Below are 21,485 nucleotides of genomic sequence, written 5' to 3'. Positions count from 1 at the left end.
TCGCGAATTGAACGGAAAAGCAATTTAAACCGCAGCAGTTTCCATTTCAGCTAAAGTCGGATAGTCCACATAGCCTTCAGCGACATCCGTTCCAATCATATTTTCCAGTTTCAGTTCATTCAGTGGCGCATCTTGCAGTAAACGCTCATACAAGTCTGGATTGGCAATATACGCCTTACCAAAAGACACCGCATCAGCCTTGCCTGATGCCAACAGCTGAATCGCATCTTCACGACTCAGTTGCATATTGGCAATATAAGGCACTCCACCAGAACGCTCTTTCATATATTCAGAAATACTGTCTTCAGCCAGATATTCACGGGTAAAGAAGAAGGCAATCTTGCGTTTGCCCAGCTGCTCCATGGCATAGCCAAATGTTTCACGTGGATTATCATCGCCCATGTCATGGTCATCACAACGCGGCGCAAAATGCACCCCTACACGATCTGCACCCCATACTTCAATCAGTGCATCAGTGGCTTCTAGCAGGAACCGTGTACGATTTTCCACTGAACCGCCGTATTCATCTTCACGCTGATTGGTTTTGCTTTGCAAGAACTGGTCAATAAGATAACCATTGGCAGCATGTAATTCCACACCATCAAAACCGGCTTCTTTAGCACGAATCGCGGCTTGCTTATATTGCTCGGTAATCGCGTGAATTTCAGAAACCTCCAAAGGACGTGGCAATACATAAGGACGTTTTGGACGTAGTAAGCTGACATGACCCGCCTGTTGTACTGCACTTGCAGAGACTGGTGTTTCACCATTTAACAGATCCGGATGCGATACACGACCAACATGCCAAAGCTGGGCAATAATCAGACCGCCCTTCTCATGAACCGCTTGAGTGACCTTTTTCCAGCCTTCGACCTGAGCATCGGTAAACAATCCTGGAGTATTCAAATAGCCATTGGCTTCTTCAGAAATCACTGTAGCTTCAGAAATGATCAGGCCAGCACTTGCACGTTGCGCATAGTACTCAACCATCATTGGGGTTGGAACGCGATCAGCAGTTGCGCGGTTACGGGTCAGCGGCGCCATGATGACACGGTTTTTAAGCTCTAACGCACCGAGCGTTAAAGGAGAATTTAATTCAGCCATCGTTACTCCCACCTGTTAAAGGTGTTGTTGTAGGTGTTCGATAAATTGCTGAATCAACGCTTCATTGCGAGAAAAATAAGACCATTGTCCATATTTTTCCACTTGAATTAAACCGGCCTGCTGTAAAACGGACAAATGGTTCGACATCGTCGATTGCGATACATTTCCCAACCGTTCGATATGACCTGCACATACGCCGCGTCTAAAGTCACCACATTCGTCACTCGATAAAAATTGTTCCGGTTTTTTTAACCATTCCAAAATTTGGCGACGCGTTGGATTAGCCAAGGCTTTAAAAATTAAATCTATATCCATACTCAAGACACGTTTAATGGGCAACAAAGCGTTGTCAGCTTGTTTTACTTAATATATCGCATTTTTTCGATTTTAATATCGATTTTTTTAGATATATTGTAAAATAATTGATAACACTTTGCTTTCATTCATCATTTAAATTACAAACCTTGTTTTAAGCTTGCTTCAATAAACTTATCAAGGTCACCATCTAGTACTGCACCAGTGTTGGAGTTTTCAACACCCGTACGTAAGTCTTTAATACGCGAGTCATCCAACACATAAGAACGAATCTGACTGCCCCAACCAATATCCGACTTCGAGTCTTCAAGTGCTTGAGCCGCTTCGTTACGTTTGCTCATTTCCAATTCATACAACTTCGCACGTAACTGTTTCCAAGCATGGTCACGGTTGGCATGTTGTGAACGTTGGTTCTGACACGCCACCACAATCCCTGTTGGCGCGTGGGTTAAACGTACCGCAGAGTCTGTTTTGTTAATGTGCTGACCACCTGCACCCGAAGCACGGTAAGTATCGGTACGCACGTCAGATGGGTTGATATCAATTTCAATGTTGTCATCGACTTCTGGCGAGACAAACACAGCAGAGAATGAGGTATGACGGCGGTTACCCGAGTCAAATGGCGATTTACGTACTAAGCGATGCACGCCCGATTCCGTACGTAACCAACCATAGGCATATTCACCTTCCACACGAATGGTTGCCGACTTAATCCCAGCCACATCACCGTCGGATTCTTCCATCAATTCAGCTTTAAAACCATGACGTTCAATCCAGCGCATATACATACGCAGTAGCATTGAAGCCCAGTCTTGTGCTTCTGTCCCACCTGAACCGGCTTGAATTTCCACATAACATGGATTTGGGTCCATTGGGTTACTGAACATACGGCGGAATTCAAGCTTCGCTAACTCTTCTTCTGCAGAAGTCAATTCAGCTTGGACATCAGCCAACAGACTTTCATCATCAGCTTCGACTACCAAATCAAGCATCGCTTGCGCATCTTCAAGCTGCGTTGCCAAACCATCTAACACATTTAAGACGTTTTCAAGTTCGCCTTTTTCTTTGGCCATGGCTTGTGCACGGCTTTGATCATTCCAAATCGCTGGGTCTTCTAATTCACGGAGAACCTCTTCTAAACGCTCTTTTTTCAGATCGTAGTCAAAGATACCCCCGTAATGTGAGACCACGGTCGTTTAAGTCTTTTAATTGGTTTAGATACGGATTAATTTCCACGTGAATTACTCTCAATCAATATAAAGCGAAAAATAGCCGCTGATTATATCACAGTCGACGGCTGGGATTATTCATCTCAAATTCGACAAAATCACACCCTTCTTCTAGACATTAAAACTGTTTAGTCTCCGAAAAAGCATTCACTTGATCCAAAATCAAGCTGCATATAAATGCGAACCATCCCACAAAATACACACCTGAGAAGTGTTCTCAACAGACAAACGGAATAAACATTTTGAGTTAAAATCGTTTGTAATAACATCAATAATTAGGAAATCCACAGAATCTACACAATTTTAATAAAACAAAACATTTAATTATTTCATTTTTATTTCAATAACTTAAATAAAAAATATTACATAAGTTTACGCTTGCAACAAAGCGGTAACTTTCCTTTGGTTGACGCTTTTTTATTTTGCCCTAGACTGAACTTGTAACAAAAAATTAATGAAATACAGTTCCACTTACGAGGGGTACATACCATGAAAAAATTAGCAATTGCTTCAGCATTACTTTCCGCTCTAGCGATCACAGGTACTGCACATGCATACCAAGCAGAGGTGGGTGCTTCAGCTGGCCTAATTGATCCAGACAACGGTAGTTCAAGTGGCTCTTTTGGCGTAGATGGCACATACTATTTCAACCCAGTTCAAACACGTAATGCGCCACTTGCAGAAGCAGCGTTCTTAGACCGTGCAAGTAACGTTAACGCAAAATATCAGTATGACGAAGTTGGTGATAATGAACGTCATCGTTATGGCGTCGGTGCTGAAGTCTTTGTCCCTAACTCAGATTTCTATGTGAGTGGTAATGTTGGTCGCGATGATAGGAAATTTGACCGCGGTGGCGATTTTGATGAGACCGTTTATGGCGCTGAAGTTGGTTATTTACCAGCACCAGGTTTATTAATTGCTGCGGGTCTAAAAGGCTATGACAACGATTATGACGACGGTGTCGATCCTACCCTTCGCGCTAAATATGTCACTTCTCTAAGTAATGGTAAAGATATTAACTTAGAAGCAGGTGCAGGTTTTGGTGATTTAGACGAATATAATCTTGCAGCAGATTACTTCATCGATAAAACCTTAAGCCTAGGTGTAGATTACTACAGCAAAGACCGTGACTATGGTGATACTAACGAATTTGGTATCAATGCACGTAAATTCTTTACCCCGCAAGTCAGCCTTGAAGGCCGTGTTGGTTTTGGTGAAGATGGCAACAACGACTACAACAAATTCGGTGTAGCTGCGAAATACCGTTTCTAAAACCAATTAAAAACCCTGAATACTCAAAGCCCATTTTCGAATGGGCTTTTTGCACTCTGATAAAGCATTGTTATAAATAAAGATTGACTCCCTGCTACTTTTTCGTACACTTCGTTACAACTGTCATAGAACAGTCATATTTTTATAACAAAGAGAGAACCTCTAAAATGCTTAAACAACTTGCACTTACTACCGCACTTATTGCGAGCTTCGGGACTGCACATGCTTACCAAGCAGAAATCAATGCAAACTACGAAAATACAAGCTTTGATGGTGACAGTGAAGATCTTGATACTTTTGGCATCGGTGGCAAGTACTACTTAAATGGAGTCAACACTAAAAATTCGCCACTTGCAGAGGCTGCTTTTTTAAGCAAAGCAAGCAACATTGGTCTTGGTTATGCGAACTCAAGTATTGATGAAGACGGCGCCGATTTAGAAATTGACACAGTCGGTTTAAATGGTGAATTTTTCATCCCAAACTCTCAATTTTATGTTTCTGGTAGCCTCAACCGCTCTGAACTAACGGTTGAAGGTGAGTTTGGTAAAGCATCAGATGATAATGTGGGTTATGCGTTAGAAGCAGGTTACCTGCCTGTCGATGGGCTACTGATTGCGGCTGGTGTAGCCAAAGAAAATCTTGATCCAATGTATGTTTCAAAAAATGGCTTCATTGATACATTCTCAAATATCTCCGCAGTAGCAGACGATACAGCTGTGACCTTACGCGCTAAATATGTGACTCAAATTGGTAACCATTTTACCAATTTTGAAGGTGCAACATACTTTGGCGATGAAACTGCTTACCGCTTAGGTGCCGATTTATATATCGATCCAACCTTAAGTGTTGGTGTTTCATTTATGGATACAACATTCGATGACTTTGACACTGTTTGGGCTGTTCGCGCGCAAAAATTCTTTACGCCTGCTATTGCTGTTGGCTTGAACTACACAACAACGGAAGATGCTGATTCATACGGTATCAATGGTACATTCCGCTTCTAATTGCAACAAAAATGTATTAAAAAAACCGCTCTATAGAGCGGTTTTTTTAATGTTGTTCTAAATGCAAAATGCGAAGTTGTACGCTGACATTGCCACGAAATTCATTTTTATCCAGCTCATAGACCAAACGAATTTGATGGTTCATCTCATTGAACTGGTATTTGTCTGCCGCATTAAAAGCAATGGCATCTACAACCTGTCCATTGTCTAAAGCAATACGTAATTTTAAATGCACTTCTTTCAACCAGCGGAAATCTACAATTTGAAAGTTTCCTTCAAAAATAGGTGCTGGAAACTTTTGCCCCCATGGACTAATCTGCTGTAGAAGATCGACCGTTTCAACCTGAATATTTTCTGCTGCTAACTCACCATCGGTCCATAAAGTCGCAGTAAATAGACCTTCATCCTGAGCTGCCATCAGTACTTCAAAGGCCTGCTTAAACTCTTCAAAATGGACTTTTTGAATGGTTAAACCCGCTGCCGCAGCATGCCCACCAAAGTGGCTGACCAAATGTGGATATTGCTCAGCAACACACTCAATGGCATCGCGGATATGGATTCCTTCAATCGAGCGGGCAGAACCTTTGATATGTATCCCGTCTTCATCTGCAGCAAACACAATACTTGGCTTGTGAAACTGTTCTTTTAAACGCCCCGCAACAATGCCAATCACCCCTTGATGCCAATGCGGCTCGAACATAATTAAAGCCGCAGGTAAGACCGTATCATCCAGTTGAATTTGATCCAAGGCTATTAATGCCTCTTGTTTCATCGTCGCTTCAACCTGACGACGTTCCACATTCAACTGATTCAGTTGTTCTGCCAATGGATAAGCGGAAGCAAAGTCCTGTGCCAACAGACATTCAATACCGATATCCATGGTTTCCATACGACCTGCCGCATTAATACGTGGTCCCAGTACAAACCCCAAATCTTGCGCTTTTAAACTTGCAGCTTCTCGACCTGCAATCTCCAGTAGAGCGCTGATGCCCGGACGACATAAATGTTGTTGAATACGCTTCAGGCCAACATCGACCAAGATACGATTGTTATAGTCAAGACTAGCAACATCGGCATAGGTGCCTAATGCCACCAAATCCAAATACTGACTCATGACTGCCGAAGACTTATTCAGTTTTTTACGATAGGTTGATAAGTTGGCCAAGACATAAAAGGCCACGCCGACCCCAGCTAAGGCTTTACTTGGAAAATCACACCCCAACTGGTTCGGATTCACTACCGCTTGGGCACTGGGAGTCGGTTTGGTGGTCAAATGGTGATCGGTAATAATCACCTGCATACCATGATCTTGCGCTTGTTTCACGCCGTCATGACTGGAAATACCATTATCCACAGTAATCAATAAATCAGGTGTAAAGGTGGTAAATGCTAAATCCGCAATCGCAGGCGTTAAGCCATAGCCATATTTAAAGCGGTCTGGAACCAGATACTCTACCTGCGCCCCCATTTCTCGCAAAGCCAAGATCATTAAAGCGGTGCTGGTTGCACCATCTGCATCATAATCACCCACAATGACAATTTTGTGTTGCTGATCAATTGCAGCATCCATCAACTGAACCGCTTCATTTAAGCCTTTCAGACTAGGGGCCAGTAAATGCTTGAGCTTTAACTCCAGCTCCTGCGTTGACGCCACCCCACGGCGGGCTAAAATTTCTGCAATAAACGCAGGAATGTCCTGAAATAATTCAGGACAGGTAATAAAGGGTCTTTGCTTAATTTGAATGGCTGACATTTATGGCATCAAACGTTTCAGCATCCAGACATCTTGCTGTTTTTCATAACTTAAACGGTCATGTAAACGGTTCGGACGCCCTTGCCAAAACTCATAGTAGTCGGGCTCGAGACGGTAGCCACCCCAAAAGAGGGGTTTATTGAGTTCTGATTTACCTTCAACTTGGTTCTGCAATTGCTCAAAACGTTGTTGCAAGACTTCACGGCTTTCAATCACGCCACTTTGTGGTGTACTGATATGTGCCGCAATTTGGCTATCTCGTGGGCGCTTATGATAGTAGTCCGTCGATTCTGCTTCAGAAATTTTAACCACTTTACCACCAATGCGAATCTGACGTTCCTGCTCTTGCCAATAAAACAGTAACTCTGCATATGGGTTTTCAGCCAAATCATTGCCTTTTTGACTGTCATAATTGGTATAAAAATCATAACCTGCTTCAGTTGCACCGCGCAGCAATACCGTTCGTACATGCGGACGACCCTGGACACTTGCTGTCGCCAGTGACATAGCATAGGGTTCGTGCAGTTGTGCTTCTAAAGCATGATTAAACCAAAGCAAGAACTGAGCATGTGGATGGGTTTCTACACGATCTTCTCGCAGCTCGCCTTTTTGATAACTTAAACGAAGCTCGCTGAGATCTTTAATTAAATCACTCATTTTTCACTCCTTATTAAGCTGCATTCGCACGTACAGCATCAGCCAATGTATTGGCTAAAGTGTTGACTTCATCGAGGTCATCCCCTTCCACCATGACACGAATCACAGGTTCAGTACCTGATTTACGAATCAACAAACGACCACGACCTTTGAGTTGTTGCTCGGCTTTATCAAATTCAGCCACCAAAGCAGGCACCGCATAAGGGTCAAACATCGCCTCTAAACGTACATTCACCAGCACATTCGGTAGAAGCTTAAAGTCAGCAACCAATTCATGAAGCGCTTTCTTCTGCTCGACCATCACGGTAAGGACTTGTAGGGCGGCAATAATGGCATCACCTGTGGTACTTTTATCCAAGGTTAAAATATGCCCTGATGGCTCACCACCAATGACCCAGCCTTTTTCTTCTAGGCCTTGTAGGACATAGCGATCACCCACATTCGCACGTAATAACGCTACACCGGCTCTTTCCAAAGCCAGCTCTAAAGCCATGTTTGACATTAAGGTACCCACTATTCCAGCAGGTTTTTTAGCGCTCTGAGTCGCCAAGATATATAAAATATGGTCGCCATCAATCAGCTTGCCATCTTTATCCACCAAAATAACGCGGTCCGCATCCCCATCAAAGGCGATGCCCAAATCAGCCTTATGCTTCACTACGAGTTGCTGCAAATGCTCAGGATGGGTCGAACCACATTGCTCATTGATATTTACACCGTTAGGCTCATTATGAATGGCAATGACCTTGGCGCCGAGCTCACGAAAGACCGATGGACCCACGTTATATGCAGCACCATTGGCGCAATCCACCACAATGGTTAAATCATTCAAGTCTAAATGGTATGGAAATGTGGATTTACAAAATTCAATATAGCGGCCATTGGCATCTTTTACGCGGACACTTTTACCTAAGTTTGCCGTGTCTTCAATCACTAATTCTTTTTCAAGTTCTTGATTAATTTCTTCTTGGATAGCATCTGGTAGTTTCTTTCCTTCACTGGAAAAGAACTTGATCCCATTATCAAAATAAGGATTATGTGATGCTGAAATCACAATGCCCAAACTTGCGTGTAAGGCACGGGTCAAATGTGCAATCGCTGGGGTTGGCAATGGGCCTAGTAAATGTACATAAACCCCTGCTGCATTTAAACCCGCTTGTAATGCTGACTCTAAAATATAACCCGATAAACGTGTGTCTTTACCAAGTACCACCAATGGTTTTGATTTTTTACTGTGGCGTTTTAAAACTTTCCCTGCGGCAAAGCCTAATTTAAGGGCAAATTCAGGGGTAATAGGGAGGACGCCAAACTTACCGCGAATACCATCGGTACCAAAATAACTCATATTTTACTCACTTCTTAACGGGTGATTTGCATCATCCTTTTTCATTGCGAATTACTTTACACCAAAACGAAAAAGCCGTCATAAAAATGACGGCTTTTACATTGAACAATTGGTATAGCTGAATTAACCAACGCGATAGTTCGGTGCTTCTTTGGTAATCGTAACATCGTGAACATGTGACTCCGACATACCTGCCGAAGTAATTTTCACAAACTTCGCATTTTGACGAAGATCTTCAATCACAGATGAACCCGTATAACCCATAGAAGAACGTAAACCGCCCATCATTTGGTGCACAATGTTGCCCATTGGCCCTTTGTATGGCACACGACCTTCGATTCCTTCGGGAACAAGTTTCTCAGCGCCTGCTTTAGAGTCTTGGAAATAACGGTCAGCAGAACCTGTTGCTCCTGCCATCGCGCCCAATGAGCCCATACCACGATACGCTTTATAGTAACGACCTTGGAAGAATTCCACTTCACCTGGCGCTTCTTCAGTCCCGGCAAGGAGTGAACCGACCATAATCGTACTCGCACCCGCGCCAATCGCTTTCGCCATATCGCCAGAGAAACGAATACCACCATCTGCAATTAATGGAATTTGATCTTTTAGTGCATTGGCAACGCTATCAATCGCAGAAATCTGCGGCATACCAATACCCGCCACAATACGAGTGGTACAAATTGAACCTGGGCCGATACCGACTTTGACCGCATCTGCGCCTGCATCGAGGAGTGCCAATGCCGCATCACCTGTTGCAATGTTACCACCAATCACTTGGACCTGTGGGTAATTCGCTTTCACCCAACGTACACGCTCGATCACACCCGCAGAGTGACCATGCGCCGTATCTACGACAATCGCATCTACACCCGCTTCAACCAAAGCTTCTACACGGCTTGGTGTTTCTACACCTGTACCGACTGCAGCACCTACGCGTAAGCGACCAAGGTCATCTTTACAGCTGCTTGGATAGCTTTCCGCTTTACGGAAGTCAGTGACTGTAATTAAACCTTTGAGTTCGTTGTGTTCTCCAACGACCAAAACTTTTTCAATGCGATGCTTTTGCAGTAAAGCTTGAATATTTTCTTTCGACTCACCTTCACGAACAGTCACAAGGCGGTCTTGGCCGGTCATGATGTTGCTTACAGGTTGCTCAAGATTGGTTTCAAAGCGTGTATCGCGACCTGTGACAATACCGACCACTTTGCCATCTTTCACAACAGGCACACCGCTGATGTTGTTGGCTTGAGTAATCGAGATCAATTCGCGCACTGTAGTTTCAGGTGTCACAGTGATTGGATCTTTCACCATTCCTGCTTCAAATTTTTTCACACGACGGACTTCTGCAGCTTGTGCAGCAATATCCATGTTCTTGTGCAAAATACCAATACCACCGTTTTGCGCCATCGCAATCGCCATACGTGATTCAGTCACCGTATCCATTGCTGCTGAAACAAGGGGGATATTTAAATTAATGCCGCGCGTGAATCGTGTCTTTAATGAGACATCTTTTGGGAGAACAGTAGAATAGGCAGGGAGTAATAGGACATCATCAAAAGTTAACGCGTCTTGAACGATGGTCAACATGGCAGTCTCACTGGTAATTTCCGTGCGCTATTATAAACAAATATGAACTTAAATTTCATTTCAATTGAAAATTTATTTTTTTATCTTAGAAAATAAAGTGATAAAACCCATATTTTATTTGACACCTTCATTTTCACCTTTATTTTTTATTTCTTGTTTTGAGATGGGTTCAATTGACGTTCTAAAACTCAAAAAAGCAGAGCCTTGACTCTGCTTTTACCGATTAACACACTTGATCAAAACCTTCATCGTTGACTGGAATGCTCGCTTCCAATTGCACAAATGGAATCATATTGTGCGCACGTCGCGCTTTGTTGCATTGATCATCAGCGATTTGAACTTCTTTACATGAAGAGCTACGCTGTTCATACATCCCACAACTCACCTGCTCACCAATGGTACCTTGCAGTGCAATACAGCGTGGGCTGGCTTGATTGGTTCCAGCCATGCATGAATACACAGCCGTCACTGGCTCTGTGTAATGTTCAGGCATTGAAATGCCTTCAGCCCAGTAAAATGAGACTCTAAAAAAGGCACAACATGCCCCGCAGCTTAAACAGGCATCTTCCGTTGGAACTTGAGACAACATCCTTTATATTCTCATTTTCAAAAACTTTTTTTGGAAGAAAATATTAAAAAAATTGTGGTTGCCAAACAAGCAAAATTTACGACTATTTTGTCACTTAAGTTGGACAGGTAAAAACACTCTCATCCATCAAGTCTGTACCGCACTCCAAAGTCTCAATCCAGTCTAAAAATTGATGAATCTGCTCTTGCCCAATAAACGGTGTACCATGCTGCGGTACAATCATTTCGACATCCATGGTGCGGACCATATTGACCCATAAACGAATCACTTTGTTATTGCACATATAGCGCTGATGAAACCCTTTCATTTTAGGAATATGCGCAGCAAAGTTTTCCAAAGGTTTTGAGGCATCATCCACCATCGATGCCCCCATATCGCCTGAAAATAGAATCTTGGCAATCGGGTCATAAAACTGAAAATTGCCTACCGAATGTAGAAAATGGGCAGGCACAGCAATAATCGAAGACTGCCCCAACGTAATCACCTGACCGTGGTCAGGCAGCTCCACTAAACGATCCAACCAGTTGCCTTTCATCCGCTCACTCATAAAGGCAGAGTTCAAATGCGGTAAAAAACGTGCCCACAGTTTAGAAGCCACCACTTTTGCCTCGGTATACACTAACCAACGTGGCATTGAGGTGATAATGTCGGGGTCTTGGTGTGAGGCCATCACAAAATCAAGATTGGTCAAACGGGTATATTTATTCAACTCCATGGTCAACGGCACATAGGTTAAATCACCACCCGGATCTAAGACTGCTGCACGCTCATGATCAATAATTAAAAACTGATTTGCCTGTACACCCTCGCCTTTGACCAAGCTGGTAAAGCTAATACACTTATGTGTGCCATCATCATATAAAACCTGTGACGTTGTGCGGTCAAATGCCATGCCCATCCCCTCAAAATGCTGTTTTTCTTAAAAGACTTTTTAATACCTACAACATATATGGATTTATACAAACTTACAATGCATTTGCGACCAATATCATTTGATATATCAATAAATTGAAGATAATTTTTCAATAAAAAATCCCGATTTTTTAAGTCGGGATTCTTATTTTCTACGGTGAATTAGAAGAAATAATGCTGTACAAGTGTTGCAACACCAATGACCAAGAAAATGGCCGCACCAATTTTATGAATTAAGGCAATTGGCAACTTGGTCGCCAACTTATCACCAATAAAGACTGCTGGAGCATTGGCCAACATCATCCCGAAAGTCGTACCCAACATCACCCAAACAATACTGTCAAAACGTGCCGCTAAAGCTACGGTAGCAATTTGGGTTTTATCACCAATTTCGGCCAAAAAGAACAACACAAACGTTGCGCCAAATACCCCAAGTTTCTGCCATTTCTTAATGCTGCCTGACTCATCATCCAACTGATCAGGAATCAACATCCAACCTGCCATAGCAATAAAACCAATCGAGAGGATCCAGATCAGCGCATCAGGACTTAAAACTGTGGTGATCCATTGACCTAAAACGGCAGAGACGCCATGGTTAATAATGGTCGCCAGCAAAATAGCCAATAGAATTGGGACGGGTTTACGGAAACGTGCAGCAAGTAACAATGCAAGCAGTTGGGTCTTATCGCCCATTTCAGCTAAAGCCACGATGGCTGTGGAGAGGAGGAATTCATACATGATGTCTTTCTCTGGCTAGCATAACAAATACCAATGACTCACCGCTCCTGCTAGCCAAAATCTGCAGAGTGGTAAATCAAAGGTCTTGCCAACAAAAGAAAGCTCTTTAGAAGCTCATTTGGTTCTTTGCTATGATGACCATGCTCGTTTTAGAGCAAATATGTTGATCATCACCTGTTCTGAAGAACAGCGGCTACTCCCCAATGAAGTAACACCATGTTAGGCGAAAATATGTTTTTTGGCAATCTCTAAATACAAAAGACCCTGCCGAAGCAGAGTCTTTATTGAAGTATTTTTGCAGTGCTTCCAGCCGCTATTTTTCTCTTTTGAGAAGAGAAACCTACAGGCCAAAAAACCAGATCATTAGATCAGCAAAGTACGGATGTCTTTCAACAACTTGGTCAGCTTATTGGTAAAGCGCGCTGCATCGGCCCCATTGATCACACGGTGATCATAAGACAGTGACAACGGTAACATCAGTTTCGGATCAAAACCTTGACCATTCCATACTGGTTGCATCGTCGCTGGAGAAATCCCCAAAATTGCGACTTGTGGCCAGTTCACCAATGGTGTAAATGCCGTACCACCAATTGCACCTAAGCTTGAAATCGTGAAGTTTGCACCTTGTAGGTCTTTCGGCGAAAGCTTCTTATCACGTGCTTTCTGACCCAATACACCGAGCTCCACCGCAATGTCTTTAATTGATTTCTGGTCTGGATTACGTAGTACCGGAACGGTTAAACCATCTGGTGTTGCTACAGCAATGCCCATATGAATTTCGTTACGCAAGAGTACAGACTTGCCATCATCAGCCAAGTGACCGGCAAAATCCCGCTCTTCTTTCAGCAAATGCGCAACAGCTTTAATAATGAAAGCCATAATGGTCAAGCTAATGCCATCTTTCTTAAAGTTACCTTTAAGGTCATTACGCCAAGCTTCAAGTTCAGTAATATCCGCCAAATCAAACTGAGTCACTTGCGGAATATAGTTGTTTAAAGACAACTGCGGAATAGAGACTTGTTGCAGACGTGTCAGCACTTTCTCTTCTACACCACCAAACGCACTAAAGTCAGGCAGTTTCGGTAAGCCCGCGGCAGCAACAACCGTCGCAGCAGGTGCAGTTTGAGGCGCTGTTAAACGACCTTTCACATAAGCAAAAATGTCATCTTTCATTAAACGTGCATGCGGCCCAGAGGCTTTTACTTCTGCCAGTACCACGCCCAATTCACGCGCCAGTTTACGTACCGCAGGACCCGCGTAGACTTTAGCATTGGCTGCATTTTGCTCTTTGGTTAGCTTATCTGCACCTTGAACTGCTGGTGCAGCCTGTACAGTAGATGCTACCACTGGCACAGTTGCAGCTTGAGCAGCTGCAGGTTTCGCTGGTGTCTGAGTAACCGCTTGTGCCACTGGTACAGGGGCTTGGCCCTCAGCTTCAATGGTCACCAAAGCCACACCTTCCGATACATTTTGTCCCAATGCAACATGAATGGCTTTAATCACACCCGCTGTTGTACTAGGCACTTCAACCGTTGCTTTGTCTGACTCAACCACGATGATACTTTGATCTTTTTCAACCGTATCACCTACTGACACCAAAATTTCAGCAACAGCCGCTTTGTCCACACCCAAGTCAGGCACTGCAATTTCAACCGCACCTACAGGCGCAGCAGCCACTTGTGGCGCCGCTTTAGCAGGCTGAGCTTCAGTGGTGGCTTGAGGTGCTGCAACTTGAGTAGGCTCAGCAATCAATGGTGCAACTGACGCTGCTGTTTTTACAGTCAGAATCACCACACCTTCTTTAACACTGTCACCAACTTGAATACTAATCGATTCCACTGTGCCTGAAATCGTACTCGGGACTTCCACAGTCGCTTTGTCTGACTCAACCACGAGGATGCTTTGATCGACGTCAATTTGATCGCCAACCGACACCAAAATTTCACCAACGGTTGCTTTTTCCACACCAATATCTGGCACTTGCACATCAATCACTTGTGATGCTGTAGTCGCAGCGGGTGCAGTCTTTTCTTCAGCTTGTACAACGTCAGCCTGTGCTTGTACTGCTAGCGCTTCAGTTTGTCCCTCGGCTTCCAGCTCAATCAGCGCTGCACCTTCAGCAACCGAGTCACCTAAGTTTACTAAAATGCTTTTAACAACGCCTGCTGAAGTGCTAGGCACTTCAACAGATGCTTTGTCTGATTCTAATAGAACGACACTGTCATCAACCGCAATGGTATCGCCAACTTTGATCAAAATTTCAGCAACAACGGCTTTATCTACACCAATATCAGGAGTTGTAATTTGCATACTTATTTCTCCTCTTTGTAGTCAGCTACAGCGTGTACAGATGGCGTTGCTTGAGGAGCCCAAGCTACTGGACGGTCCGTATCTAATTCAAATGTAGAGATGGCATCTTTCACTAAGCGTGCATCCACCTCACCTTCATCAGCCAATTTCTTCAGTGTGGCAACAACAATGTGCGCTGCATCTACACCAAAGTAGCTACGTAATTTAGCGCGTGAATCTGAACGACCATAACCATCTGTACCCAATGCTACGAATGGACGGTTGTCTGGAAGATATGCACGAATCTGTTCGCTATAAGCACGCATATGATCTGTTGCAGAAACCACGATACCTTCTGTACCGCGCAGTTGCTCAGTCACCCAAGCCTCTTTCACATTCTCGCTCATTGGATGCAAGCGGTTATATTCTTCACATGCCATACCATCACGTGCAAGTTCATTGAAACTTGTTACGCTAAATACATTTGAACGGATTTGGTATTCATCACGTAAGATTTGAGCAGCTTTAATGACTTCACGCAGAATCACACCTGAACCCATCAACTGAACAGTGGCTTTTTCATCTTTCTGAAGTAAGTACATACCACGTTTAATGCCTTCTTCAGCACCTTGTGGCATTTCAGGATGCTCGTAGTTTTCGTTCATTACCGTTAAGTAATAGAAAATACGCTCTTGGTTCACATACATACGCTGTAAACCATCATGCACAATAACTGCTAATTCATAACCAAAACATGGGTCATACGACACACAGTTCGGAATCGTGTTCGCAAGAATATGTGAGTGACCATCTTGGTGTTGTAAACCTTCACCGTTTAGCGTGGTACGACCTGCTGTTGCACCCAATAAGAAACCTTGTGCTTGTGCATCACCTGCAGCCCATGCAATGTCTCCAATACGTTGAAAACCAAACATAGAGTAGTACATGTACATTGGAATCATGGGTAAGTTATTGGTTGAATAACTGGTTGCCAATGCTGCCCAAGCGCTCATTGCACCTGCTTCGTTAATGCCTTCTTGAAGCATATGACCATCTTTTGCTTCACGGTAATGCATTAACTGTTCTTGGTCTTCAGGCGTGTAATGCTGACCATTGGCTGCATAAATACCTAACTGACGGAACATACCTTCTAGACCAAAAGTACGTGCTTCATCTGGAACAATAGGAACAACACGGTCTTTAATTGCTTTTTCTTTTAACAATGCAGCGATTAAACGAACCATCACCATGGTGGTTGATTGTTCTTTGCCTTGTGAGCCTTTTAATACTGCATCAAACACAGAAATATCTGGAATAGCCAACTGTTCACTTTCTTTACGACGTGCAGGCAAATAACCACCCAAGGCCTCACGACGTGCCTTCATATATTTCAATTCAGGCGAGTTTTCGCTTGGACGATAGAAAGGCACTTCTTCTAATTGCTCATCGTTAAATGGCAAATTGAAGCGATCACGTACATATTTTAAAGATTCGATTTGCATCTTTTTGATTTGATGCGTTTTGTTTACTGCTTCAATTTCATCAGACAAGCCATAACCTTTAACAGTTTTCGCCAAGATTACAGTTGGTTGACCTTTGGCTGTACATGCTTCTGCATAGGCTGCAAAAACTTTGTACGGATCATGACCACCACGATTTAGATTATCAATATCTTCATCGCTTAAGTCTTTAATCAACTCAGCCGCTTCTGGGTATTTACCAAAGAATTTTTCGCGTGCATATGCACCGCCCTTCACTTGTAAGCGCTGGTATTCGCCATCCAGTGTTTCTTCCATAACCGACTTTAAAGCACCAGTTTTGTCTTTTGCAAGTAGTGGGTCCCAATGACGGCCCCAAACCACTTTAATGACACGCCAGCCCGCACCACGGAATAAAGATTCTAATTCTTGAATAATTTTACCGTTACCACGTACTGGGCCATCTAGACGCTGTAAGTTACAGTTTACAACCCAAATGAGATTGTCTAATTTTTCACGACCCGCAAGTGAAATTGCACCTGTGCTTTCTGGCTCATCCATCTCGCCATCGCCAAGGTATGCCCAAACTTTGCGATTTTCTTCTTTAATCAAACCACGGTTCATCAAATATTTTTGAATATGTGCTTGGTAAATCGACATGATTGGGCCAAGACCCATCGATACCGTTGGGAACTGCCAATAATCAGGCATTAAGTATGGATGCGGATAAGAAGGTAAGCCAACACCGTCCACTTCGCGACGGAAATTGTTTAGATGCTCTTCAGTCAAACGACCTTCAAGGAATGAACGTGCATAAATACCTGGCGCACAGTGACCTTGATAATAGATCATGTCCCCGCCAAAGTTGTCGTTATTGGCACGGAAAAAGTGGTTAAAACCGACATCATATAATGTTGCTGAAGATGCGAAACTTGCCAAGTGACCACCTAAGTCATCACCCGTTTTATTGGCACGGAGTACCATCGCTAGCGCATTCCAACGAATCAACGCACGGATACGACGCTCCATGTCTTGATCGCCCGGCATTGCAGGTTCTTCAGCCACTGAAATTGTATTTAAATAAGGGGTATTTAATCGCTGAATAGGGACATGTTTAGCGATTGCTTGTTGATACAGTTTTTCCAGTAGAAAAGCTGCACGCTCAGTCCCCATGTGTTGTAAAACGGAGTCAAACGCATCTTGCCACTCTTGCGTTTCTTGCGCGTCAGTATCACCATAAAACGCCATAATTCACCTATTTCGATATCCTAATCTTATACGCTAATATGTATCATACTTTCGTCCTATAAGAGTATCGCTACAGCTGAATATGGCTGAGCCCTACTATTTAGCAACTAAATAGTCATTGACCATTCGTTACCCAAGATAACAAAAAACCGCCAATTTAGGCGGTTTTTTATACATTTAATGCTATTTTTTGATGCTAACTTAGATTTCGTCAGAGCTGTATTCCTTTTTCAAGCATCAGACCAACGGTAAGTTCGGAGCATCCGATCAAATCGGATTAAGGCAACATTGCTAGATAAGTCGATGGGTTTTTGCGTTGACCATCTTTCACTACTTCATAGTGTAAATGTGGGCCAGTACAACGACCTGTGCATCCGACATTGGCAATATGTTCACCAGCATCTACACGGTCACCAACACGCGCGATTAAACGTGATGCATGAGCATAACGCGTGATATAACCATTGCCATGGTTAATTTCAACATATTGACCATAGCCCGTACCCCAACCTGACTTGGTCACAATCCCTGAACCTGTCGCATAAATCGGTGTACCGCTTGGCGCAGCAAGATCTAGACCTGAGTGGCGCTCAGCACGACCATTCATAGTACGGCCGCCGTAACTTGAGCTCACACGTGCGCTTGGAAGTGGGTGTGTCACTAACCACGAATATGCATTATTTGAAAAACTTTTTGCAGAGAATTCTGAACCGTATTTTTTCGCCAGTGAAGCGTTGTTAAGTTCAACCGTTTTTTCACGGAGCTGAACGGTCATTTTCGTTTCGGCAGGAACATCAATATCATTAGATTCAGTATAAGCACCTTCGGATAAAGTGCGTGTCAATTGCTCAATTCGATCCGAAGATGCATTATTTGTATTGAGTTCTACCAAATCAGCGAAGGCTACTGAAGCAGCCGATGCCGCAAAAGAAAAAGCCAACAAAATACGTCGCATATGCATAAAAAACCTCTTAAAACTGTTCTTACGAATGTTTCTTGCGTGATCTCGTCCTTGATATCTACCGAAAGAAGCGCATAAGATTAAGACATTAACATGAAGGAAATATGTATGTCCGAACCAGTGAATCTCTTTCAACAAACCAGAAAACACATAAAAACAGGAAACTTAACGTTTCTCTCAAAGCAAGTGACTGCATGGCAGAAACTTACAAAACTGATTCAACCGATCCTACCGCAACCAGAGCAGTGGCAGGTTGTTTGTTATCAATATGGTATTTTGACGATTACCGGCGAAAATCAAGCGATGATTAGTCAACTTGGTTACCTTCAAAAACAATATATTGCACAACTGTCGGAACTTGATGAGTTTAAAGACCTACAAAAACTCCAAGTTCGTTTGAGAATCACCTCTCAAACACCCGCAAAGATACAATCTATTTCAAGATCGTTAAGCACAGAAACTCAAGACTTAATTCGAGATGCTGCTGACTTTGTGAGCGACCCTAAGCTTAGCCAAGCAATGCGCCGTTTGGCAAGCAAAAAAAAGTAACCTCGTCGCGACCCGCGTCAGAATTGCGTTTTTAAAATGATAAATTCATCACATTTATACTTGTTACAATATAACATCACATAATAAAGACAATGACTTAAGTCACACTCACATAAGGAATTGGACACTGATCTTCGTCATCAAATGTTACAATTTCATAGCTGCTTGGATCACTTTGGACATTGCGCAATAATTGATTATTCAAAGCATGCCCAGACTTATATCCATCAAATTTGGCAATAATTTGGTGGCCGAGCAAGTAAAGATCCCCCACCGCATCTAATATTTTGTGACGAACAAATTCATCTGAGAAGCGTAAACCTTCTTCATTCACCACACCGGTTTCATCGACTCCAATAGCATTGTCTAAACTTGCCCCCAAAGCGAGATTATTGGCTTTGAGATAGTCCAAATCTTTCATAAAACCAAAAGTACGGGCTTCACTGACTTCATAAACAAAAGTTTCGGTTGAAAAATCGATCATGGCAGACTGATATTCTTTCTTAAAAGCGGGATGATCGAAGTCAATGGTGAAGTTGAGTTGGAAACCCTCATGCGGGCGGAAAATGGCGCGTTTGTCGTCGATGAGAGCTTCAACAGGTTTGAGTATTTTAATAAATTTTTTAGGGGCATCCAGTTCTTTGAGGCCACCTTGCATCAATAAATAAATAAACGGACCCGCACTGCCATCCATAATCGGCACTTCAGAGGCAGACACTTCAATGATCAAATTATCAATACCCAAACCTGCAATTGCACTCATAACATGTTCAATCGTACCGACTTTGGCATCTTCTTGAACTAGGTTTGAACACATGAAGGCTTCTTGGATCAACATCGCATTTGCACGAATGTCGACGGGTGGATTGAGATCGATACGACGAAACACAATTCCTCCGTCCGCATGATGTGGTACAAAGTTAATTAAGACTTTTTGACCACTATGCAAACCAATGCCGCTTGCTTTAACGACACGTTGTAGAGTTCTTTGTTTCAACATGTTTCATATCATCTCACCACTAAACCGCTATACGTTAGCATATTTAGCCATTGATAAAAAACAAAAAGGTAGTCAGAGACTACCTTTTCTTCATCACATGTGGCTTAACCACATCGACAAATACTATTTACGTTGTTGATTTTTCAAGTAATCTTGAATACTCATTGGTGTTGGACGTGCAGCACTCACTGTCGATGCAGAACTCGCTGCAGCAGCCACGTCTTGGTTCTGACGCTGGATTGCAGGCACATCATCATCTTCAACAACCGCTTGCGTTGCATGCCCATGTTGTGCTACCTGCACATGTGCATTTGGACGCTTCACTGGCTCAGCAGAATCTGCTGAATTTCGAGTTAAACCTGTTGCAATGACAGTGACACTGATTTCATCGCGCGCATCTGGATCAAATACGGTGCCATAGAAGACTTGGCCTTCATCTAGATCGACAATTTGGTTCACAACGTCGGTAATTTCTTCAATTTCGCCAAAGGTAACGTCATCACCACCCGTCACATTAATCAGAATCCCTTTGGCATTCATAATGGTGACATTATCTAGCAATGGGCTACGGATCGCTTGTTCAGCTGCTTGACGTGCACGGTTTTCACCACGACCTAAACCCGCACCCATCATGGCATAACCACGTGTGCTCATCGCAGTTTTCAAGTCAGCAAAGTCAAGGTTAATATGACCTGGGCGTACTACCAAATCAAAGATACTACGGACCGCATTTAATAAGACATCATCCGCTTTTTTGTAGGCATCTTTCATTGAGATGTCACGGAAAACTTTTAACAAACGTTGGTTTGGAATGATGATTAAAGAATCTACATGCGCTTCTAATGCTTCAATGCCTTGCTCAGCAGACTGAAGACGACGCTTACCTTCAAAGTTAAACGGTGTCGTTACCACGCCTACGGTTAAAATACCCATTTCTTTGGCAATTTCAGCAACCACTGGCGCAGCCCCTGTACCTGTACCACCGCCCATGCCGGCAGTGACAAACACCATGTCAGTGCCTTCAAGGTGTTGACGAATCAAGTCACGACTTTCTTCAGCCGCTGCTTGACCTACATTTGGGTTGGCGCCCGCACCCAAGCCACGGGTACTTTGCTCACCCAACTGGATTTTGAATTGTGCATTCATACGGTCTAGCGCTTGCTTGTCCGTATTGGCACATACAAATTTTACACCTTGAATATCTGACTCAAGCATGTGTTGTACGGCGTTACCACCCGCACCACCAACACCAAACACAGTAAAACGGGCTTGACCGTTGCTATCGGTTTGATCATCTTCTAAAAATTCAAATGAGGCCATGACCTATAGATTTCCTAATTCGTTATTGGCAGTCACTTAAGCCCGTATACTGCCTTGATCTTAATAAACAAAATTGCTTTTAAGCATGCTGTGCAAGCCATAGCTTGTCAAGTTTAAGCGATGCGTAGTAGA

Annotated in this window: 18 protein-coding genes and 1 riboswitch; of the genes, 3 read left to right on the top strand and 15 right to left on the bottom strand. The window is 43.3% G+C overall.

What is annotated here, in order from left to right; all coding sequences use genetic code 11:
* Positions 1-24: 24 nt before the first annotated feature.
* From AC4MC0_RS00755 to prfB, 3 genes are all read right to left on the bottom strand, one after another.
* Entirely contained in the window at positions 25-1,104 is a 1,080-nt protein-coding gene (locus AC4MC0_RS00755) for an alkene reductase (protein WP_419275413.1), read from the bottom strand.
* A gap of 15 nt (positions 1,105-1,119) precedes the next feature.
* A complete protein-coding gene (locus tag AC4MC0_RS00750; RefSeq protein ID WP_004978252.1) occupies positions 1,120-1,419 on the bottom strand; it encodes an ArsR/SmtB family transcription factor in 300 nt (99 codons plus the stop codon).
* 140 nt (positions 1,420-1,559) lie between these two features.
* A protein-coding gene (prfB, locus tag AC4MC0_RS00745) for a peptide chain release factor 2 (RefSeq protein ID WP_141192735.1) occupies positions 1,560-2,655 on the bottom strand; the annotation gives its coding sequence in 2 pieces (ribosomal slippage) (positions 1,560-2,582 and positions 2,584-2,655; 1,095 coding nt in all).
* Between the two features lie 482 nt (positions 2,656-3,137).
* Between prfB and AC4MC0_RS00740 the strand changes: the two genes are divergently transcribed.
* Entirely contained in the window at positions 3,138-3,920 is a 783-nt protein-coding gene (locus AC4MC0_RS00740) for a putative porin (RefSeq protein ID WP_094148477.1), read from the top strand.
* Positions 3,921-4,087: 167 nt separating this feature from the next.
* Positions 4,088-4,924 carry a putative porin gene (locus AC4MC0_RS00735; RefSeq protein ID WP_094148478.1) on the top strand — a complete coding sequence of 279 codons (837 nt, stop codon included), beginning with the start codon at positions 4,088-4,090 and terminating at the stop codon, positions 4,922-4,924.
* A 46-nt stretch (positions 4,925-4,970) separates the two neighbouring features.
* On the opposite strand, the gene recJ is transcribed toward AC4MC0_RS00735, so the two are convergent.
* The 10 genes from recJ to AC4MC0_RS00685 all read right to left on the bottom strand — a co-directional run bounded on the left by recJ (position 4,971) and on the right by AC4MC0_RS00685 (position 18,484).
* Positions 4,971-6,677: a single-stranded-DNA-specific exonuclease RecJ gene (gene recJ, locus AC4MC0_RS00730; protein WP_094148479.1), complete on the bottom strand. Its 1,707-nt coding sequence runs from the start codon at positions 6,675-6,677 to the stop codon at positions 4,971-4,973.
* Positions 6,678-7,334: a pyridoxamine 5'-phosphate oxidase gene (pdxH, locus tag AC4MC0_RS00725; RefSeq protein WP_005401514.1), complete on the bottom strand. Its 657-nt coding sequence runs from the start codon at positions 7,332-7,334 to the stop codon at positions 6,678-6,680.
* Positions 7,335-7,347: 13 nt separating this feature from the next.
* A complete protein-coding gene (gene glmM / locus AC4MC0_RS00720) occupies positions 7,348-8,679 on the bottom strand; it encodes a phosphoglucosamine mutase (protein ID WP_094148480.1) in 1,332 nt (443 codons plus the stop codon).
* 123 nt (positions 8,680-8,802) lie between these two features.
* Complete coding sequence (gene guaB / locus AC4MC0_RS00715; RefSeq protein ID WP_004691717.1) at positions 8,803-10,269, bottom strand: IMP dehydrogenase; 1,467 nt, start codon at positions 10,267-10,269, stop codon at positions 8,803-8,805.
* 223 nt (positions 10,270-10,492) lie between these two features.
* Positions 10,493-10,858 (bottom strand): YkgJ family cysteine cluster protein, encoded by a 366-nt coding sequence (locus AC4MC0_RS00710; RefSeq protein ID WP_078425088.1) that lies wholly within the window; start codon positions 10,856-10,858, stop codon positions 10,493-10,495.
* A gap of 94 nt (positions 10,859-10,952) precedes the next feature.
* Positions 10,953-11,750 (bottom strand): oxygen-binding di-iron domain-containing protein, encoded by a 798-nt coding sequence (locus tag AC4MC0_RS00705; protein WP_004691719.1) that lies wholly within the window; start codon positions 11,748-11,750, stop codon positions 10,953-10,955.
* A 182-nt stretch (positions 11,751-11,932) separates the two neighbouring features.
* Positions 11,933-12,508, bottom strand: coding sequence for a TMEM165/GDT1 family protein (locus tag AC4MC0_RS00700; protein ID WP_058951537.1), 576 nt, complete (start codon positions 12,506-12,508; stop codon positions 11,933-11,935).
* 74 nt (positions 12,509-12,582) lie between these two features.
* A riboswitch (yybP-ykoY riboswitch) is annotated at positions 12,583-12,732 on the bottom strand.
* 139 nt (positions 12,733-12,871) lie between these two features.
* Positions 12,872-14,818 carry a 2-oxo acid dehydrogenase subunit E2 gene (locus AC4MC0_RS00695; protein ID WP_094148481.1) on the bottom strand — a complete coding sequence of 649 codons (1,947 nt, stop codon included), beginning with the start codon at positions 14,816-14,818 and terminating at the stop codon, positions 12,872-12,874.
* Between the two features lie 2 nt (positions 14,819-14,820).
* The gene (aceE, locus tag AC4MC0_RS00690; protein WP_491887214.1) at positions 14,821-17,523 is read right to left on the bottom strand and encodes a pyruvate dehydrogenase (acetyl-transferring), homodimeric type; all 2,703 of its coding nucleotides are present in this window, start codon (positions 17,521-17,523) and stop codon (positions 14,821-14,823) included.
* 277 nt (positions 17,524-17,800) lie between these two features.
* Complete coding sequence (locus tag AC4MC0_RS00685) at positions 17,801-18,484, bottom strand: M23 family metallopeptidase (protein ID WP_428870287.1); 684 nt, start codon at positions 18,482-18,484, stop codon at positions 17,801-17,803.
* 108 nt (positions 18,485-18,592) lie between these two features.
* Between AC4MC0_RS00685 and AC4MC0_RS00680 the strand changes: the two genes are divergently transcribed.
* Positions 18,593-19,033 (top strand): DUF721 domain-containing protein, encoded by a 441-nt coding sequence (locus tag AC4MC0_RS00680; RefSeq protein ID WP_317111088.1) that lies wholly within the window; start codon positions 18,593-18,595, stop codon positions 19,031-19,033.
* Between the two features lie 97 nt (positions 19,034-19,130).
* Here AC4MC0_RS00680 and lpxC read toward each other — a convergent pair whose 3' ends face one another.
* Entirely contained in the window at positions 19,131-20,033 is a 903-nt protein-coding gene (gene lpxC / locus AC4MC0_RS00675; RefSeq protein ID WP_125280668.1) for a UDP-3-O-acyl-N-acetylglucosamine deacetylase, read from the bottom strand.
* A gap of 123 nt (positions 20,034-20,156) precedes the next feature.
* The gene (ftsZ, locus tag AC4MC0_RS00670) at positions 20,157-21,353 is read right to left on the bottom strand and encodes a cell division protein FtsZ (protein ID WP_004691726.1); all 1,197 of its coding nucleotides are present in this window, start codon (positions 21,351-21,353) and stop codon (positions 20,157-20,159) included.
* Between the last annotated feature and the right edge of the window lie 132 nt (positions 21,354-21,485).

It is taken from the genome of Acinetobacter sp. CAU_H_S139_7 (assembly GCF_058599305.1).
Note: the sequence above shows the minus strand (reverse complement) of the source record. Positions and strands in the feature narration are given on the sequence as shown.

Bases quoted from the DNA above. Each gene is read 5' to 3' on its own strand.
- AC4MC0_RS00755 (WP_419275413.1), bottom strand. From the start codon at position 1,104: ATGGCTGAATTAAATTCTCCTTTAACGCTCGGTGCGTTAGAGCTTAAA.
- AC4MC0_RS00750 (WP_004978252.1), bottom strand. From the start codon at position 1,419: ATGGATATAGATTTAATTTTTAAAGCCTTGGCTAATCCAACGCGTCGC.
- AC4MC0_RS00740 (WP_094148477.1), top strand. From the start codon at position 3,138: ATGAAAAAATTAGCAATTGCTTCAGCATTACTTTCCGCTCTAGCGATC.
- AC4MC0_RS00735 (WP_094148478.1), top strand. From the start codon at position 4,088: ATGCTTAAACAACTTGCACTTACTACCGCACTTATTGCGAGCTTCGGG.
- recJ (WP_094148479.1), bottom strand. From the start codon at position 6,677: ATGTCAGCCATTCAAATTAAGCAAAGACCCTTTATTACCTGTCCTGAA.
- pdxH (WP_005401514.1), bottom strand. From the start codon at position 7,334: ATGAGTGATTTAATTAAAGATCTCAGCGAGCTTCGTTTAAGTTATCAA.
- glmM (WP_094148480.1), bottom strand. From the start codon at position 8,679: ATGAGTTATTTTGGTACCGATGGTATTCGCGGTAAGTTTGGCGTCCTC.
- guaB (WP_004691717.1), bottom strand. From the start codon at position 10,269: ATGTTGACCATCGTTCAAGACGCGTTAACTTTTGATGATGTCCTATTA.
- AC4MC0_RS00710 (WP_078425088.1), bottom strand. From the start codon at position 10,858: ATGTTGTCTCAAGTTCCAACGGAAGATGCCTGTTTAAGCTGCGGGGCA.
- AC4MC0_RS00705 (WP_004691719.1), bottom strand. From the start codon at position 11,750: ATGGCATTTGACCGCACAACGTCACAGGTTTTATATGATGATGGCACA.
- AC4MC0_RS00700 (WP_058951537.1), bottom strand. From the start codon at position 12,508: ATGTATGAATTCCTCCTCTCCACAGCCATCGTGGCTTTAGCTGAAATG.
- AC4MC0_RS00695 (WP_094148481.1), bottom strand. From the start codon at position 14,818: ATGCAAATTACAACTCCTGATATTGGTGTAGATAAAGCCGTTGTTGCT.
- aceE (WP_491887214.1), bottom strand. From the start codon at position 17,523: ATGGCGTTTTATGGTGATACTGACGCGCAAGAAACGCAAGAGTGGCAA.
- AC4MC0_RS00685 (WP_428870287.1), bottom strand. From the start codon at position 18,484: ATGCATATGCGACGTATTTTGTTGGCTTTTTCTTTTGCGGCATCGGCT.
- AC4MC0_RS00680 (WP_317111088.1), top strand. From the start codon at position 18,593: ATGTCCGAACCAGTGAATCTCTTTCAACAAACCAGAAAACACATAAAA.
- lpxC (WP_125280668.1), bottom strand. From the start codon at position 20,033: ATGTTGAAACAAAGAACTCTACAACGTGTCGTTAAAGCAAGCGGCATT.
- ftsZ (WP_004691726.1), bottom strand. From the start codon at position 21,353: ATGGCCTCATTTGAATTTTTAGAAGATGATCAAACCGATAGCAACGGT.